Annotated in this window: 14 protein-coding genes; 8 read left to right on the forward strand and 6 right to left on the reverse strand. The window is 53.1% G+C overall.

Going from position 1 to position 17054, the window contains the following annotated elements; genetic code table 11:
- The first annotated feature begins 316 nt into the window (after window positions 1-316).
- Both P9875_RS06870 and P9875_RS06875 read left to right on the forward strand, forming a co-directional pair.
- Window positions 317-1183 (forward strand): phage integrase N-terminal domain-containing protein, encoded by an 867-nt coding sequence (locus P9875_RS06870; RefSeq protein WP_278317909.1) that lies wholly within the window; start codon window positions 317-319, stop codon window positions 1181-1183.
- A gap of 137 nt (window positions 1184-1320) precedes the next feature.
- Complete coding sequence (locus P9875_RS06875) at window positions 1321-1521, forward strand: helix-turn-helix transcriptional regulator (protein ID WP_278317910.1); 201 nt, start codon at window positions 1321-1323, stop codon at window positions 1519-1521.
- Between the two features lie 107 nt (window positions 1522-1628).
- Here the strand turns inward: P9875_RS06875 and P9875_RS06880 are convergent, their stop codons facing one another.
- From P9875_RS06880 to P9875_RS06890, 3 genes are read right to left on the reverse strand one after another with little or no spacing between them, the layout of a single operon-like run.
- Window positions 1629-2657: an RES family NAD+ phosphorylase gene (locus P9875_RS06880; RefSeq protein ID WP_278317911.1), complete on the reverse strand. Its 1029-nt coding sequence runs from the start codon at window positions 2655-2657 to the stop codon at window positions 1629-1631.
- Complete coding sequence (locus tag P9875_RS06885; RefSeq protein ID WP_278317912.1) at window positions 2654-3589, reverse strand: sce7725 family protein; 936 nt, start codon at window positions 3587-3589, stop codon at window positions 2654-2656. The genes P9875_RS06880 and P9875_RS06885 overlap by 4 nt, the downstream gene beginning before the upstream one ends.
- 4 nt (window positions 3590-3593) lie before the next feature.
- Window positions 3594-4493, reverse strand: coding sequence for a sce7726 family protein (locus tag P9875_RS06890; RefSeq protein ID WP_278317913.1), 900 nt, complete (start codon window positions 4491-4493; stop codon window positions 3594-3596).
- 1119 nt (window positions 4494-5612) lie between these two features.
- Here P9875_RS06890 and P9875_RS06895 point away from each other — a divergent pair.
- On the forward strand, window positions 5613-9305 hold the full coding sequence (locus P9875_RS06895; RefSeq protein ID WP_278317914.1) for a reverse transcriptase domain-containing protein: 3693 nt from the start codon (window positions 5613-5615) through the stop codon (window positions 9303-9305).
- 530 nt (window positions 9306-9835) lie between these two features.
- Here P9875_RS06895 and P9875_RS06900 read toward each other — a convergent pair.
- Window positions 9836-11416, reverse strand: coding sequence for an isocitrate lyase (locus tag P9875_RS06900; protein ID WP_278317915.1), 1581 nt, complete (start codon window positions 11414-11416; stop codon window positions 9836-9838).
- Between the two features lie 376 nt (window positions 11417-11792).
- Here P9875_RS06900 and P9875_RS06905 point away from each other — a divergent pair, with 376 nt between their 5' ends.
- Complete coding sequence (locus P9875_RS06905; RefSeq protein ID WP_278317916.1) at window positions 11793-12218, forward strand: SMI1/KNR4 family protein; 426 nt, start codon at window positions 11793-11795, stop codon at window positions 12216-12218.
- Between the two features lie 53 nt (window positions 12219-12271).
- On the opposite strand, the gene P9875_RS06910 is transcribed toward P9875_RS06905, so the two are convergent.
- Window positions 12272-13576: an MFS transporter gene (locus tag P9875_RS06910; protein ID WP_278317917.1), complete on the reverse strand. Its 1305-nt coding sequence runs from the start codon at window positions 13574-13576 to the stop codon at window positions 12272-12274.
- Between the two features lie 152 nt (window positions 13577-13728).
- Between P9875_RS06910 and P9875_RS06915 the strand changes: the two genes are divergently transcribed.
- Window positions 13729-14445 carry an SDR family oxidoreductase gene (locus P9875_RS06915; RefSeq protein WP_278317918.1) on the forward strand — a complete coding sequence of 239 codons (717 nt, stop codon included), beginning with the start codon at window positions 13729-13731 and terminating at the stop codon, window positions 14443-14445.
- A 3-nt stretch (window positions 14446-14448) separates the two neighbouring features.
- Here P9875_RS06915 and P9875_RS06920 read toward each other — a convergent pair whose 3' ends face one another.
- Window positions 14449-14727, reverse strand: coding sequence for a DUF1993 family protein (locus P9875_RS06920; RefSeq protein WP_278317919.1), 279 nt, complete (start codon window positions 14725-14727; stop codon window positions 14449-14451).
- A gap of 134 nt (window positions 14728-14861) precedes the next feature.
- On the opposite strand from P9875_RS06920, the gene P9875_RS06925 reads away from it, so the two are divergent.
- The 3 genes from P9875_RS06925 (at window position 14862) to P9875_RS06935 (ending at window position 17046) form a co-directional block, all read left to right on the forward strand.
- Window positions 14862-15284 (forward strand): hypothetical protein, encoded by a 423-nt coding sequence (locus P9875_RS06925; protein ID WP_278317920.1) that lies wholly within the window; start codon window positions 14862-14864, stop codon window positions 15282-15284.
- A 74-nt stretch (window positions 15285-15358) separates the two neighbouring features.
- Window positions 15359-16324 (forward strand): bifunctional helix-turn-helix transcriptional regulator/GNAT family N-acetyltransferase, encoded by a 966-nt coding sequence (locus P9875_RS06930; RefSeq protein ID WP_278317921.1) that lies wholly within the window; start codon window positions 15359-15361, stop codon window positions 16322-16324.
- 83 nt (window positions 16325-16407) lie between these two features.
- The gene (locus P9875_RS06935; protein WP_035825265.1) at window positions 16408-17046 is read left to right on the forward strand and encodes a TetR/AcrR family transcriptional regulator; all 639 of its coding nucleotides are present in this window, start codon (window positions 16408-16410) and stop codon (window positions 17044-17046) included.
- Window positions 17047-17054: the final 8 nt, after the last annotated feature.

Here is a 17054-nt window from a genome sequence, read left to right on the forward strand (position 1 = left end):
GCAGGCAAGCCCTGCGATGTCCTTTGCCCGCAACGGGCTGATTAGTAGAAGTTGATCCGTGCACGATGTGCACTCCATGGACCCTGGGTGATTGGTCCCCGCTGCGGCAGCTTCCTCCGGGAGCGCGCAGCGGTGCCACACGCGCATGCGGCGCGGGCAGGCAGTAACAGCAACCGCATACACGGGAGTGGTGTCCCGAGGCCCTTGATTCAACCTTTTCTGCCGAGGCAGTGAGGGTGGCCAGAAACACTTACCAGACAGGATTACACCACGCGGCATCGATGTGAAAACCAAGGATCGAAAGGATGACTTTGCCATGCGCGACCTGAACTACCAGCTCAAGCAACTGTGTCACCGCAACCGGGATGGCAGTTTTGCGACGCAGGCCGACCGCGAGCGCCTATTAAACCTGTGCGCCAACGACCTGGCGGAACGAGGCTTCCAGCATATGAGCGTGGACAGCCTGAAACCGAAGCATGTGGCGGCGCTGCTCGACAAGTGGAAGCAGGATGGCGTCAGTACTGGAACCATCAAGAATCGCATGAGCGCCCTGCGCTGGTGGGCCGAGAAGATCGGCAAGGAAAACATCATCGCGCGCACCAACGGCGAATACGGCATCGCAGAGCGGGTGTTTGTCACCAATGTCTCGAAGGCGAAGGTGCTCGATGCCGACACGCTGGCCCGCGTGAACGATCCTTATACGCGCATGTCCTTGCAGTTGCAGGCGGCGTTTGGATTGCGGCGCGAGGAAAGCATCAAGATCAAGCCGGGATGGGCCGATGGCGGGAGCGTCTTGCGGCTGCAGGATAGCTGGACCAAGGGCGGCAAATACCGGGAGGTGCCGATTGCCACCATGCAGCAGCGCGCCATGCTGGAAGCGGCCAAGGCGCTGGTGGGCAAAGGCAGCTTGATTCCGGCGCAGTTGCGCTATCGGGACCAGTTGAACCGCTTTCGTGCGCAGTGCGATAAGGCTGGCATCCATGGTGTGCATGGTCTGCGCCATGAGTACGCGCAGCGGCGCTATGCCGAGCTGACTGGCCGACCGAGTCCAGCCAGTGGCGGCCCGACGTCGAGGCAGCTGGATGCTTCACAAAAATTGGTAGATCACGCCGCGCGGCTGAAGATTTCGGCGGAGATGGGGCATGGGCGTGAGCAGGTCACTTCCATCTACCTGGGCAGATGACCGCTCACTTGTATCAGGGCAGTAGCGAATGGAACAGAAGAGTTGCAAAGGAGTGCAGCCTTGGCGCTGCCGGAATGATCGCGGAGAGTCGGCATGACTCTCCATTGTTTGCTGTTCATCAATCGAAGGAGAATCTTATGACCACGACTAAAAAATTCCTCCGCTTGCCTGCGGTCATCGAGGCCACCGGCTGGTCCCGCGCCACAGTCTGGCGCAAGGTGAAGGCAGGCGTGTTGCCAGCACCTATTCCCATCGGCCCTAAGTCTATCGCGTGGGACGCGGAAGAGATCGCTCAATGGCAGCAGCGCTGTATTGACGCTAGGCGTGGAGTCGCTTGAGTGGGAGTTAATAGTGGCTGGATAGGAGCGCCCCACCTCGTAAGACGCCACGGGGCGGGCCTACCGGCCCTCTCCGAATCGTCCAACTATGGCTCGCCTGTGGTGGTTCAGACGGCGTGGAACTGCACAGACACACGTGAGACTGAATGGACTGTTACATTGTTTGCAGTCCCCTTGGCAGGATCAAACAGGGCCAGGTTGACTCCGCCGTCAACTGAGCTGCGATACATTACGCCATCGTAGCCGCACTTCTTCGCAAACTCGCAAAGGTATTGGCTTGGAATGTAGTCGTAGGCTGCCGACTTGGGTAAGACGGGACGGGTCAACTCCTCGCCTAGACGCTCCAATAGGCGAACATCCTCGCACATCTCTGACACCTCTTGACTGTCGGGCAAGATAAAAGGCGAGACCATCTTTCGTGGATTGCGCAGGTCTGCAATCTTCAAGCCCTCCGGGAGCGTTATCGCTGCTACAGATATGAAATCGCCGCTATGTGGCCTGACCTCCGAAATCGCCGTTGCGGGGCTAGATGAGATGTATAGATATGGAATTCCAGCTGGATTTGCTCTACCGTGCGATGCAAGTTCAGGTGGCGGCGCGCCCATATGCTCAGAGAGATACGTCCCTTCGGACCCTTGGATTCTTGCGCGGTACCATAATTGCGGCATGTCAGCTTGGTCAAGTAGTAGATTTGACAGTAACTCTTCTAGGCGCTCCAAGTCCACCCTAGTGGTAGGAAAAAAGCGATTCGAATGCATGAGTTCCACACAACGATTCTGCCAATTGGTAAGCCCTTCAGATTTTCGCTCTACCACGGCTTGAAACCGTTCGCGCACTATCTGACCATCATCCAGAATATCGCTAAGCAAGTCCTTTGCATGAGCAATATCTAAGCGCTCGAATAATCTCCAGTCCTCTTTGAGGAATTCGACTAAAGTCTTGCCTACCGGATCTTGTTTGTAGACGCCGATCACAAGTTCAAACTGTTCACGAAGGAGTATCGGATCTAGTAGCGGTTGCTCGGTCGAGTCGCAATAGGAACAATTGCCGGACGTTTTAGATAGAGTGGGAAACAGTTCTCGTCGTAGATGTCGATCGCCGAAGCACTCGGGGCAGCACAGGCGCGGGTCGCTCATTTTTTTGCAAGAAAATATGCTGCAAGCGTTTCAATATGATGATTCATGGACAACTTTTTCGCATAGCCCAACCCTGGGAAATGGCCACTGTCACGGAGAGACAAAAACTCTAGAACCGCATTGGTTTTCAGAATATTCGTACCTTCTGAATTGACTTCAGCGGCTAAATTGTCAAGCGCTTCCGCAAATTTTCCTGCAGGGTCTGTTGGAGTTTCATAGCGAATTGATTTGAAATGATGAATAAACATAGCATCATCTTTTGATGGGTCAATGCAAGTCAGATGAATTGCAACTGAGTAAGCCGGACCACCTCCATCGCTATAGTCGGCACCCACTATCAAGAAGTCACCGAATCCATCCATTCCTAGTTCTTCAAAAGTCACGTGAAGATCAGAAAATTCCTCGTACTCGGGATGCTGCCTGTTGGCGCGCTTTTCAAATCCATTTAGAACGAGAATTCGTTCGTCACCTTTGAAGTGCTTCCTATATAAACGATTGTCCCCTACAAATACGTGGCGGATAGCCATCCCCTCTCGCTCTAGATGATCTGCCAGTGTTCGATCCGTGAAGCCGCTATGTATGAGTGTAATCTGCCGCTCACGATATGAGTTACATAGGGCCATGATCGCTTCAACGGTCATTCCTTCGCTCAAAAGGATGCCGGGAGCGATATTTTGATGTTCGTTCAACTCGTCTTGCATCAGAGCTGTCAGCGCCGCCGGGTCCTCAGAGTGCTCTCCATTTACAGGATTGACAATCAGGATAAGGTCCCCTCCAGCCGAGTTAACCGCATCAATAGCACGCTTGAGACCGTTCAAGTTTTCCTTGACCGGTTCTACAATTGGAGTGAATCCGACTTTCGCCATAAGAGGCGCGCATTCTCGGATAGTGATTAAATCGAATTGCTTACCACGGAAGTATGGATAGTACATGCAGTTAAGCCCAGGTGAGGGCCTCCGCAACCGGAGTGGAGAGCGATGCGATTAGCCTTTCATGATCCCGCTCGCGTATTGAACTTGAAAACGCCAAGGGCTTCAATGACTTTGGTAACGCTCGCGCAAGCTCAGATAGCGGAAGCAAGCTACGGGTTTCTTTTAGGACCCTTATCATACACTCATGGAGTTTGTTTGGCGGCAATCTTGAGAAGATTGTAGCTAATTCGCTGTGAATGCGGGTATTAGGAACATCCGGAATGGGCACACCGAAATATTTTAGGATTTCAAACGCTTCGTTCCTATGTAGCGAGTCAAGCAATGTCAACGGACACAGATCCTTCAGCCGGTCTTGGGCCTCTCGTACGGGGGAAATTTTAAGGCGGCTATTGAGAAGCAACACACCTACATCATCGGGGACGCTGTCGAGCACCGCGTCTATGTGATTCTCGCTCGTTATGATGTTTACACGTGAAAAGACTTTAAAGTACGCGGCGATTTGATTCGGAAGTCGATCAAGGTTATCACGTTCAGACTTGATCTCGTAGACAGTGGATGCGCCATTCAATATGACCAGGTCAGCCTTGCATGTCCCAATTCTAAATTCCGACAGCATTGAGGCGGTGTTTAGTGAGTGGATACCAAGTAAAATTTTATGCGTGACGGCGGCTCGGTAGGCATACTCATACCGAAAGTTCTTCCGTGTCAAGAGCGCAAACGCAGATTCAAAAAATGCACTTAGCGGTGCGGAACCGCTGACTACTTCATGCAATGCAGATTCGCCAAGCAAGCGAGCAAACGTGCGAGACCTTCCTTGCCTTGCCAACTCTTGAACAACCACAGACGAGAACATTCTTGCGGTGGCCGCAAGCTGGGAGTTCTCGGTCATTTTTTTGTTGTTCATTTTTGCAATTTTCTATGGGTAAATAGCTTTCTACTGCGACAGAATGCTCTAGTTTGACTGTTTTTTTGTGATAATTTTCACAAAAGTTAAAAAATACAACAAACCTTCTATTATAGCTTGTACTGGCTGTTGGCAGACGAGACGCATACCAAACGGTCGTAGTTCTACGCACATCCGGATGTCGGAGTACACGTTGCACGTGTACTCAGTACCATGGAATAGACTTATGACGCATCGGATTGTAGCTCTGCTGCCTTCCGTGACGAGCTATAAAGGGCCGGGGGCAGGTCCGCCATTTGGACGCGGGCTGATGCATTGAGTACTTCAGAAGCCCGGTCAGTTATAGCGACGAACGCACGTCCTCTGCACGCGATGCTGCCGACAAAGACCTAAGGGATTCTATTGCAACCACAGCACCAATCCGTGTCCAAATGGCGGACCTGACCCTCGCTCCCTCGCTCCTCTGAGCATGCTTTTATGGCGGCCAGTGCATCAGTCCGTGACCAAATGGCAGACTTGATCTTGGCTCCGCGACTATTTCGTTTTGCGGGAATACTGATAGCGACCTAAGGATGAGGTCAAGCGGCGAGCTTAAGAAATAAGAGTTTTTCTCTACCAAGTGCCATGCACCAATCGGCAAAGTTTATTATTCGAAGACTGGAAACGATGGCGAGCTAAACTCCTCGCTGGCAAGCGCACCAATACGTCAATCAGAGCTCCAACAATAGTTGTTAAATTAAAAATATCGTCAATAACACTCGGCTATGAAAGAGCCTTACCGTAGTGGCCAGACCGCCGCTATTTTCTCGGAAGCATTCCGAAAATTCAAAAAACTGAGATGCATCTCTGCTATTGACTATGTGGTAAAAATGGTTACATCGAGGGGGGAAGTTACAAAATTTTCAGTGCTACTTGATGGCTTAGCGGAAATTGAGAGATGGACAACATCCAAGGATAGGATTATTGTTGAGTTCGCTTCCTAACGGTGCGGCACCTTGAGAGTACGCGAGTTCCAAGTCGGCGCCAGCAATGTTCGATTAGCACAGCTAAAACGACGATGTAAATTACATTGTAGTTTCTATAATTTTAATATATCCCCAAAATAACCTAAACCGTACAATGAAATTAGTCCAAGAAAAATACCGGAAGCTACGACCAGACATTGATCTCTTAACAGATGAAGTAGTTATTAGCCAAGCCTGGAAAAAGACGCACGGCTACATTCGCACCCATAATTGGTACGCGGATACCTTGGAGCTGGACATTTCCGCGCTCGATATTGAAAAAAATTCATCTACTTGGGCGCAAGGAATAGCTAGTGCACGATCTCACTTACTCCCAATGGAATTGGTGCCTGCTGCAAAAAGCGAGGCTTGGATACTAGACGCAAAACTTGGCTGGGTACCCAAAGAAAATAGTAGAATCCGAAGAGCCAAACCTCCGATTAGACCACTTGCGCATTTGACCGTTAGAGATCAAACGTGGGCAACTGCATTGATGATGTGTTTCGCGGATGCAGTAGAGAGTAGCCAAGGCAATTGCGCAGTCGAAGACGCGCATTTCGCACAGAAAAAACAAGTTTATAGCTACGGAAACCGATTGCTTTGCGACTGGAAATCGAATGATGCATGGTTTCGTTGGGGTAATGGAGAAACATATCGAAAATTTTTTACCGACTATCAAAACTTCCTTAAAAGGCCAATACAGATTGGCAGAACCGTCGCCAATAGCTTAAGCGATATTGACCATGTATTTATCATAAACCTAGACATAGCGAAATTTTACGACAATATCGATAAGAGCGTTCTTTTGGAAAGACTTGGTAGCATATCATTGTGGTACGATGATACAAAAATTTTATATAATTTTTGGAATGCAGCGCGAAAAATAACTAATTGGAAGTGGAGTTCACATGCCGAAGAAACCGCAGAATCACTAGGTTTAGAATTGGGAAATGGTTTGCCACAAGGTCTAGTCGCATCAGGATTCCTAGCTAACGCTTATATGATTCCATTTGACCGAGAAATTGGAGATTTTATCGGCGAAGGAATAACAGATGTTCCCGGAATTGTTTTGCATGACTATTGTCGTTACGTAGACGATTTGCGATTAGTAGTGAGCGTTGGTAATGTAGGTGTTGACGAGATTGCCACAGCAATAAATAAATTCATAAGTAAAAAACTTAAAATATTTGCAGGGCAAGACTTAAAAATAAATCCTCAAAAAACAAAAATAACTTCGCTTTCAGATCTGGATAACACCGGTAGTCTTTCGGGAAGGCTTGCTCTATTGCAAGCTGAATTGAGCGGCCCAGCCGACCGCGACGTTCTAGAAAATGCAACTGCTGTGCTGGAAGGTTTATTAATTTCTCAGCCGGATGATGTACCGGATACAACAGAGCTGGAGCGCGATAAGAAATTATTTAGACTGGTAAAGTTTGATCATGACATTCGACTGGATACGTTGAAACGTTTTGCGGCAAATAGACTAGAATCCGTTATTAAAAGTAAAAGGAAATTAACTTTCTTCGATGCTCACAATCCCGATGCGGAAAAATTATCTGATAATGAGTGTGAATTATTATCAAAAAAATTAGTTAAGGCTTGGACGCAAGATCCGTCGCTTGGTTTGGTTCTACGAAAAGCCATTGAAATTTTTCCTTCTCCAATCATTATTGAGCCGGTTATTGAGGCAATTTATAGACGAACAAGTTTTTCGGGAAAAAGCAAAAATATCCAGAGCGCAGCGATGATGGATTTTCTTTTGGCTGACTTATTTAGATGTTGCGTGGACTTTGGTGGGTATTTTCAGCGATTTGATTGTCCCAAGTCCTCCGCGCCAGAAGATCTTCTGGACATTGCCTCTATGTACGCTCAACGCACAGTTGCGGCTGAGAATGTACCTGAATTTGTCCAACGTCAGGCATTGCTACTGTTGGCTACCCGTGAAAAACCAGTTTTGGTGAAACAGCCTGAGAAGTCGATCCAAAATAGCCTACATGCGATATTGGCCGGTTCGCCGCCACCATTTCAACGCGAGCGTATAGCATTATTTGAAGTTGCGTCGCAAATAACCGGGCGTTCAGATACGTTTGCAATGTTACTTCTAGAAAATATAAACGAGATTGACAATGATAGTAAATACGAAGCCTTGGAAAGTATTGCAAAAAGAGGCGGAGATTTTTGGTTTAGTGTATGGAAGCTACTTTCAAAAAACCCAGCAGAACGTTTACTTGTTAAGCGCTTGGACTGGGCCGCGCCAATAACGTCCAGTGATTTGAAGTCAAAACGCCAAAGGCTATCAAAAGTAATTGCATCAGACAGAAACGGTTTTCAACACGAGATGGGTCTTATTAAATTGGCATTGGGTTTAATTGACTTTTCACAGAAAAATTTAAAGTCTCTTCCTTTGTCACCCCGTGAAATTATTGTAAATCAAATTGGACAACAAAGTGATTGGAGTGAATTGTGGCGCCCGACAGTTACAGCGATCGATTGCGAACCCATATCAGGAGCAGTGGCTGCGGACCCACGTTTTTCCGTTCCACCTTGGATTGACGACGAAAATTCCGAGCATCTGATTGTGTATTGGATTGGTTCGATTCTTCGTGCAGCTGCAGTTGGTGGAAGCGACTTCACTGGCAATACGTGGAATGGAAAGAAATTTTCTGGCTACAAAGGTCTGAAAACAGGATGGTATAAACGTCGAATGGGAATGATGCATGCTTCTGAAATTTTAGTGGGCAACTATGCAACTGTTTCAGGTTGGTTTTCTGAACTTTTGATGAAATGTTTGCAATGGCCTGGATTCGAATCAACCTTTCTGCAGAACCAAGATATTTCTCAAATTTCTGATGTAAAAAATCTAAAATCTGTCCTTATTGACCGAAAGAATTTGCTCGACAACTTATATTGCACCACATCTCAATTGCCGGCCCTCGTCACATCAGTAGATAGAAGTTCATTAGCCCATCGAAAAATTTTTCGTATTGTTGTCGTGCAACAGTTACTCCCTAGAGATCGTGATTTTTCCTTAAGCGATCCTACATTAAGCTTGCCGAGAGCGAGAGCCGAAAATAGATCTCATTTAGCAAATATATGCCAATTAACATATAAAACATTATGCACCAAACTCGAAGCAGATAACGATAAAAATTTAGCCGACGCAGATTTAATAGTATTTCCTGAGGTTTCGGTTCATCCCGATGATCAAGATCTAATAAAACGCTTGGCAGACAAAACGAAAGCAATTATTTTTGCGGGACTTGTTTTTACGGAGCACGATGGGAAAACGGTTAACATCGCGCGTTGGTTCATTCCGGATATCCGAAAATCTGGACGTCAATGGGTAATTAGGGATCAAGGAAAGCACAACATGACAAAAGGCGAAAAGTCGCTTGGAATAACCGGACATCGACCATGTCAGCATATTATTGAAGTGACTGGTATGGATGAAGGCCCAATGACTATGAGTGGGGCGATTTGTTATGATGCTACTGACTTGAAATTGGCTGTAGATCTGAAAGATAAAACAGATCTATTCGTGGTGTGTGCACATAACCGGGATGTAAATACATTCGATACGATGGCTGCGGCATTGAATTATCACATGTATCAGCATGTGGTTGTGGTGAATAAAGGAGAATATGGTGGGTCAACTATTCAGGCTCCTTATAAAGCGAATTTTGACAGATTAGTCTCGCATGCTCACGGTGTCGATCAGATTTCGATTAACGTGGCAGACCTCGATTTGGCCGCATTTAGACGTGAACATAAATTTTTCAAAGCTGTAAAAACCAAGCCAGCTGGATAAATTAATGCCATTGGTTGTGGGCTGGTGGCCCAGATGAAAAATCCAAGCTCGTGAAAAGATACACAGGTTCCAGGTTTTGGCTAAATGCACTTTGACGCAAAGTAGGTGCACAAAACCTTTAACCATCCCGGGCCCCCACAGACAGATTTGGGTAGAATTACCTCAGAAATAACTCTGCCTAGGATATCGCTACCGTACCTACGGCAAGTCCGGCCAATGACCGGCTGAATGACGCTAGCAGTCATAGTTTCAGTTCTGCCTGTCTGTTGACTTAGTCGATAGCTAGGGGCGTTTCATTTCGGGAGTAAAAAATGGAAATCGAGGAATCATACTTAGGAACAAGTCACCGTCTGATGGATTTGTGACGGACTTTTCGATACCGGCTCCGTCGGGGTATGTTTAGGGGGAGACGCTCACCTAAGACGGATGTCGTACGAGTGAAGTAAAGCTTCCTTTCAATGATAGGAATCCCCCTCTCGCAAAAAAGCCCGCCGAAGCGGGCTTCCTCACTCTACAGTTAAGCCAAAAGCTCAGAACTGGTTCATGGTGTTGTCTTTACCAGCCGCCTTCAGCGCCGCTTCGCCGCTGAAGTAATCCTTGTGATCATCGCCGATGTCCGAGCCGGACATGTTTTGATGTTTCACGCAGGCGATGCCCTGGCGGATTTCCTTGCGCTGCACGCCGGCCACGTAGCCCAGCATGCCTTGGTCGCCGAAGTATTCCTTGGCCAGGTTGTCTGTCGACAAGGCTGCCGTGTGATACGTCGGCAGGGTGATCAGGTGGTGGAAGATGCCGGCTTCGCGGGCCGAGTCGGCCTGGAAGGTGCGGATCTTCTCGTCGGCGGCGATCGCCAGTTCCGTCTGGTCGTATTCCACGCTCATCAGCTGGGCGCGGTCGTAGGCGGACACGTCCTTGCCTGCCGCTTTCATGCCGTCGAAGATTTGCTGGCGGAAGTTCAGGGTCCAGTTGAACGACGGGCTGTTGTTGTACACCAGCTTGGCGTTCGGGATGACCTTGCGGATTTCACTGACCATGCCGCCGATCTGCGCGATATGCGGTTTTTCCGTTTCGATCCACAACAGGTCGGCGCCGTTTTGCAGCGAGGTGATGCAGTCGAGCACGCAACGCTCTTCGCCGGAACCGGCGCGGAACTGGAACAGGTTGCTTGGCAGGCGTTTTGGACGCAGCAGCTTGCCTTCGCGCTTGAGGATGACGTCGCCATTGCCCAGCGCGTCGGCCGACACTTCTTCGCAGTCGAGGAAGGAATTGTATTGGTCGCCCAGGTCGCCTGGTTCATTGGTGACGGCGATCTGCTTGGTCAGGCCGGCGCCCAAGGAGTCCGTGCGGGCGACGATGATGCCGTCGTCCACGCCCAGTTCCAGGAAGGCGTAGCGGATGGCGCGGATCTTGGCCAGGAAGTCTTCGTGCGGTACCGTGACTTTACCGTCCTGGTGGCCGCATTGTTTCTCGTCGGACACCTGGTTTTCGATCTGGATGCAGCAGGCGCCCGCTTCGATGAACTGTTTCGCCAGCAAATAGGTGGCTTCGGCATTGCCGAAGCCGGCGTCGATGTCGGCGATGATGGGCACGACGTGGGTGACGTGGCCGTCGATCTTGGCCTGGATGGCTTGCTTGGCATCACCTTGGGCAGCGTCCAGCTGGCGGAACAGGCCGCCCAGTTCGCGTGCATCGGCCTGGCGCAGGAAGGTGTACAGCTCTTTGATCAAGGCCGAGACGGCGGTTTTCTCGTGCATCGACTGGTCAGGCAGCGGGCCGAACTCGGAGCGCAGGGCGGCGACCATCCAGCCGGACAGGTAGAGGTAGCGGCGGTCGGTGCTGTTGAAGTGCTTCTTGATCGAGATCATCTTCTGTTGACCGATGAAACCGTGCCAGCAGCCGAGCGACTGGGTGTACTTGGATGGGTCCGCATCGTAGGCGGCCATGTCGTTGCGCATGATCTTCGCCGTGTAGCGGGCGATGTCCAGGCCGGTCTTGAACTTGTTCTGGGCGCGCATGCGGGCGGCGGACTCGGGATTGATGGCGTTCCAGGCGCTGCCTTGTTGGTCTTTCAAACCAGCAACAGCTTTGATGTCGTCTTGATATTGGGACATGTGAATCTCCTAAAAAGAAAAGCAATGTTTGAGAAAATCGCCGAGTGCGCCACAACGTCTTGTCGAAGCAAACTGCATGACTAAATAGTAGGCCGATTGGCATCTATGTTCAAGTCTTATATAAGACATATAACTTAAATTAAGTCTTTGTTTTTCAATGGCTTAATTAATATTTTTCAGGATGTGAAATGAATTTTCAAAAAGTGAGAGCGTCAATGGATGAGTTCGCTGTTTGAAATTTCGCGATGTGAAACGCCTTTTCAGAATTTGGTGCAGCGCGACAAATCCGGGCGAAAAAAACCACCCGAAGGTGGCGCAGAAGCAATTTTGTTTTAATATTATGTTCCGATTGTGAAAGGTAAAGTCAGCAATGCAGATGAACGGTATGGATCTGCCCGTCGAGTATGTTGCTTTTGCAGCAATATATCGGGAGGCGGAAGGATTTTGCAATTTGAGACTGAGGGAAGAGCTCGATTCTTTCAGTAACGTCTTGCAGACGGAATTGGCTCACATCTATACGGATGTGAGCCAATTGAGTGCCCAGACAGCGAAGCTTGGCGTGTGTTTCGTAGGTGATGGCTGCTATGGGGAGCCTGGAAGTGTCAGTGCTGAGCCGGGAGCCATGCCGGACATTATTGATTTTACAGAAATCATCTGTTTCGGCATGGCCGGTGACGGGAGTCCATTCTGTTTCGACTACAGAGGGGGCCGCAGCGTGCCCTCTGTCATCTTGTGGGACGATGACTACTGGCGAAAGATTGCAAACTCCTTTGAAGACTTCCTGTTGCTATTTTCTAGATAGCTTACCGGGGCAGTTGCCGCAGCGCACGAGGCAAGCCCGTGCGCTGCGCGGATCTAGCGTCCCACGGTCTGCCGCTGATCCTTGATGAACAGTGCCGTCAGCATGCCCACCACGCACACGCCGATCACATAATAGGCAGGGCCCAGCACGTTGTTCTTCAGCATCAGGGTCACGACCACGGGCGTCAGGCCGCCGAAAATCGCGTACGACAAGTTGTAGGAAAACGACAGTCCCGAGAAGCGCACCTGGGCCGGGAACGCTTGCACCAGCACGTAGGGCACGGCGCCGACGACGCCGACGAACAGGCCCGTCATTGCGTACAGGGGCAGCAGCAGGTCGGGACGGCTGCCGACGGTGGTGTAGAAGAGATACGTGGAAATGGCCAGCAGGACGGAACCGACAAAGATCACGCGCTTGCCGCCCAGGCGGTCGGCCAGCATGCCGGCGATGATGCAGCCGAAGGCCAGGCACAGCGTGGCCACGGTATTGGCGACGAGGGTGGTACGCGGCGCGATGTGGTGGATCTTTTGCAGCAGGGCAGGTGTCATCAAAATAACGACGACGATGCCGGCCGACAGCATCCACGTCAGCAGCATCGATACGACGACGGCGCCGCGGTGGCTGCGCAGCACGGATTTCAACGGCATTTCCGTGGCCAGCGCCTTGCGCTGCTGCATTTCCGCAAACACCGGGGTTTCATGCAGCCAGCGGCGCAGATACATGGCGCCGAAACCGAAGATGCCGCCCAGCAGGAATGGATAGCGCCAGGCGCCATCGGTGATTTCTGCTGGTGTGTAGACGGTGTTCAAACCCGTCGCAACGAGCGAACCGAGCAGAATGCCGACGGTCAGGCCGGCCGTCAGCACGCCGCAGGCAAAGCCCGTGAAACGGCTGGGCACGTGTTCGGACACAAACACCCAGGCGCCCGGCACCTCGCCGCCCACGGCCGCGCCCTGGAAGACGCGCATCAACAGCAGCAGCAGGGGGGCGGCCAGGCCGATGGTGGCATAGGTCGGCAGCAGGCCAATCAGCAAGGTCGGCACGGCCATCATCAGGATGGAGAGGGTGAACATGCGCTTGCGGCCGAGCAAGTCGCCGAAGTGGGCCATGACGATGCCGCCCAGCGGACGCACGACGTAGCCGGCGGCAAAGATGCCGAAGGTTTGCAGCAAGCGCAGCCATTCCGGCATTTCCGGCGGGAAGAACAACTGGCCGATGGCGTTGGCAAAGAAGACGAAGATGATGAAATCGTAGAATTCCAGCGCGCCACCGAGGGCGGCCAGCGACAGGGTCTTGTAGTCTTGTTGGGTGAGGGGACGGCTTGCGGCGTTGATTGCGGCGGTGTCGGAAGTAGGCATGTGTCTCGTTCTTGTGTGTTATCGGAGATTGCCAGACCTAGCATACGCATTTCCGCCGCGTGAGTAAATGCGGGGGATACGGGCAGCCGCCTCAGCTGTGCTTAATACAACGCCGCTATCATCAGCGTTGACTTCATTGGAAAGGACACACAATGCACATCATGATCGTGGGCGCCAGCCGGGGCCTGGGACGCGCGCTGGTCGACGGTTTGCTCGCTGACGGCCATGCCGTCATCGGCGTATCGCGCCAGCGACCTGCCGACTTGCCCGCCAGCCAGGGCGCGCAGCTGCAATGGATAGCGGCGGACCTGGCGGCACCCGCCGAGGCCGTTGAACGCATCGCGCGCGAGGCACCTGCCACATTGGACGCGGTGATCTATAACCTGGGCGTGTGGGAAGAAAAGGCGTTCAGCGACGAGTACGCTTTCCTCGACGATGCGGACGGCGCCATCGTCGACATGGTCAATACCAACATCACGGCGACGATATTGCTGCTCAAGCGCCTGGTGCCGCGCTTGCTGGCCAGCGGCAAGCCGCAGCTGATACTCACGGGGTCGACGTCCGGCCTGCGCCAGAGCGGCCGCCCGGAAGTGACGTTCAGCGCCTCGAAATTTGCCCTGAACGGCATCGCCGACGCCTTGCGCGAAGGATTCCGCGCACAGGGGCTGGCCGTGACGGCGCTGCAGCTGGGCTACCTGAATACCTACGATGGCTTGTCCGTGCCGCTGGCGGACGCCGCCGCGCGAGGCGAAGGTGAGCTGATTCCCGTGCATGACGTCGTCGCCGTCGTGCGTATGCTGCTGAGCCTGTCGAATGCCTCGTTCGTGCGCGAACTGGTGATGCCGGCGCTGCGCGACGAGCGCTTTTAGGCTTTACGCCGGAAACAGCGCCCCGGCTTGTCGCATGTTGGCGGGCGTGGCGAGCCGGGGCAGCGCTTGCCGCGTCAGCCGGCACACGGCTTCCTGCGCCTGGGTGCACGTGAATTCCACCTGCCGCGCCAGGGTGTGCATGTCGGGCGCCAGCCGTGATACGAGCAGGTTTTGCGCATCGAAACTCAGCGCCTGGGCGCGTTCTTCGCCTTTCGCTAACAGCGTCGTCAGGGAGCGCAGCATCTGTGCAAAGCAGGGGATGGTGATGGCGTAGACCGACATGGACCTCCTCAAGTAAAGGGGCGAGAGCAATACTGGCATGATGCCCGTGCCAGCCGGGTTTCAGCGTGCCGCTTGACCATGCTACAGTCCGCCATTGCCGCCAGCCCAGTGCGGCGCTCCCTGGATCAAGATTGATGCCTACCTGGACTTCCCCGCCCCAACTCGTCGCCCTGGCCGCCTTCTATGCGCAAGCGCAAGCCCATCCGGAAACGCTCAGTGATGCTGTCTTCCTGGAAAATGTGAAAAGCGCCCACTGGCCCACCAATTGCTGGAGTTACGTGGAAGCATCGTTCGCCATCATCGCGCCTGCCTGTCTGCTGCGTCCGCATCTGACTGCCGAGCTGATCGCTTTCCCCATCGACGCCATGATCGCGGGCGGCCTGGAGGATGCAGGGCAAGTCATCGCAATCGGCCTGGCCTGCGCCACGCGCGACGCGCCGTATGTGGCGCCAAGCGAGGAGGGTAAGCGCTGGCTGACGCAGGTGTGGCCGGGACTGGGGGAGATGGTCGAGGCCGTGTTTCAGGCCAGGTTGCAGGAGGCGTTGGCGGAAGACTAAGCAAGCTGGTGCTTGACTTGGAAAGCTGGTTTACGTTATGGTATACGTAACTACCTACATATATCCTGACTAACATGTCCTCCACCCTGCAAACCTACGGCTCCCTGATGCTGGCCAGCCGCCTGCGTCGTCTTTCCGATCAACTGTATGCCGGCGTCGATACCAGCTATCTGGCGGCCGGCGTCGAGCTGACGTCGCGCTGCTTCCCCTTGTTATTGCTGCTGCGCGACAACGGTCCAACGGCGATCACGGCCCTGGCCGCGCAGATCGGGCAGACGCATCCTGTGGTGGTGCAGCTGGGGCGCAAGCTGCTCGATGCGGGCGTGGTAACGGAGATGCCGGACGCCAAGGATGAGCGTCGCCGTCTGCTGGCGCTGTCCGACGCGGGGCAAGCCTTGCTGCGCGACATGGCGCCGCTGTGGGACGATGTGCGCGCGGCCGTCGATACGGTATTTGAGCAAGGCGCGCCGCAACTGATGGCCAGTTTGGACCGGGCGGAAGCGCGCCTGCAGGCGCAAGGCTTTGGCGAGACCATCGCCGCCTGCCGGCGCCAGCGCGAGCGGGCCGCCGTGGAGATCATTGATTACGGGGCGCACTATGCGGCCGACTTCAAGCGTCTGAATATCGAATGGCTGGAACGCTATTTCTATGTTGAGGCGCTCGACGACAAGGTGCTGTCCGATCCGCAAAGCTCGATTCTCGACGCTGGCGGGCAGATTTTCCTCGCGCGCCTGGATGGCAAGATCGTTGGCACTTGCGCGCTGATCCGCGCCGATGACGCCAGTATCGAGTTGTCGAAGATGGCTGTCACGCCCGAATGCCAGGGCCTGGGCATCGCGCGCAGGCTGATCGAACGGGCCTTCGATGCATTCGAGGCCAGCGGCGCGCAACTGCTGTTCCTGGAGTCGAACAGCAAGCTGGCGCCCGCCATCCGCCTGTATGAAAGCAGCGGCTTTGCCCACGTGGCGCGGCCGGCCGGCGACGCGCATTATCAGCGCGCCGACGTCTACATGGAGTGGCAGGGCAGGCCGCGTAGTTGAACACCCCATCGGCCGTCTCCCGCGTTACAATACGCGCACCCATAACGGAACTTAGGTTCCACTATTCGAGACGCCGACGCCGCATGCCTTCCTTTCCAATGCCCTTCCCGCAGATGATCGTTCCCCCGGAACCCACCCAGGCGCGCAGCAAGCAAGCGTTCGAGCGCCTGCTGCAGGTCGGTGAACAGTTGCTGGCGGAAAACCGTTTCGATGAAATCGGCGTGGCTGATCTGGCGAAACTGGCGGAAACCTCGGTGGGCACGTTTTACCGTTTGTTGGGCGACAAGGACACCTTGAGCCGCTTGCTGCTGCAGCGCTTTTTTTCCGACATGGTGGAAAAGGTCGAGACCCTGACGGAGCTGCGCCAGTGGGAAGGGCGCAGCCTGGAAGAGTTCATCCGCGCCATGGTGGCCATGTTCGTGGCCGTGAATGGCGGGCGCAGCGGCGTCTTGCGGGCCTTGATCACGCGCGCGTCGCAGGATGCGCAATTTCGCGACAGGGTGCACCAGATCAATCATTTGATCTCGCAACGCACGGTCGCCGTACTGGCCAGCAAGTCGTCCAGCATCCGTCACCCGAATCCCACGCAGGCGATGATGGTGGTGCCGCCCGTGCTGCTGGGCATCCTGAACCAGCACACCCTGACGGGTTCGCTGTCCTTTTTGTCGGGCGCGGCGCTCGAGGATGAACTGGTGCGTGTTGCTTTAAATTACCTGACTTGAACTATTTA

It is taken from the genome of Janthinobacterium rivuli, from assembly GCF_029690045.1.
GTDB classification, from domain to species: Bacteria; Pseudomonadota; Gammaproteobacteria; order Burkholderiales; family Burkholderiaceae_D; genus Janthinobacterium; species Janthinobacterium rivuli.

What these genes read in the sequence shown, in the direction of transcription:
- P9875_RS06870 (WP_278317909.1), top strand. Translation starts at nt 317, where the DNA reads ATGCGCGACCTGAACTACCAGCTCAAGCAACTGTGTCACCGCAACCGG.
- P9875_RS06875 (WP_278317910.1), top strand. Translation starts at nt 1,321, where the DNA reads ATGACCACGACTAAAAAATTCCTCCGCTTGCCTGCGGTCATCGAGGCC.
- P9875_RS06880 (WP_278317911.1), bottom strand. Translation starts at nt 2,657, where the DNA reads ATGAGCGACCCGCGCCTGTGCTGCCCCGAGTGCTTCGGCGATCGACAT.
- P9875_RS06885 (WP_278317912.1), bottom strand. Translation starts at nt 3,589, where the DNA reads ATGTACTATCCATACTTCCGTGGTAAGCAATTCGATTTAATCACTATC.
- P9875_RS06890 (WP_278317913.1), bottom strand. Translation starts at nt 4,493, where the DNA reads ATGAACAACAAAAAAATGACCGAGAACTCCCAGCTTGCGGCCACCGCA.
- P9875_RS06895 (WP_278317914.1), top strand. Translation starts at nt 5,613, where the DNA reads ATGAAATTAGTCCAAGAAAAATACCGGAAGCTACGACCAGACATTGAT.
- P9875_RS06900 (WP_278317915.1), bottom strand. Translation starts at nt 11,416, where the DNA reads ATGTCCCAATATCAAGACGACATCAAAGCTGTTGCTGGTTTGAAAGAC.
- P9875_RS06905 (WP_278317916.1), top strand. Translation starts at nt 11,793, where the DNA reads ATGAACGGTATGGATCTGCCCGTCGAGTATGTTGCTTTTGCAGCAATA.
- P9875_RS06910 (WP_278317917.1), bottom strand. Translation starts at nt 13,576, where the DNA reads ATGCCTACTTCCGACACCGCCGCAATCAACGCCGCAAGCCGTCCCCTC.
- P9875_RS06915 (WP_278317918.1), top strand. Translation starts at nt 13,729, where the DNA reads ATGCACATCATGATCGTGGGCGCCAGCCGGGGCCTGGGACGCGCGCTG.
- P9875_RS06920 (WP_278317919.1), bottom strand. Translation starts at nt 14,727, where the DNA reads ATGTCGGTCTACGCCATCACCATCCCCTGCTTTGCACAGATGCTGCGC.
- P9875_RS06925 (WP_278317920.1), top strand. Translation starts at nt 14,862, where the DNA reads ATGCCTACCTGGACTTCCCCGCCCCAACTCGTCGCCCTGGCCGCCTTC.
- P9875_RS06930 (WP_278317921.1), top strand. Translation starts at nt 15,359, where the DNA reads ATGTCCTCCACCCTGCAAACCTACGGCTCCCTGATGCTGGCCAGCCGC.
- P9875_RS06935 (WP_035825265.1), top strand. Translation starts at nt 16,408, where the DNA reads ATGCCTTCCTTTCCAATGCCCTTCCCGCAGATGATCGTTCCCCCGGAA.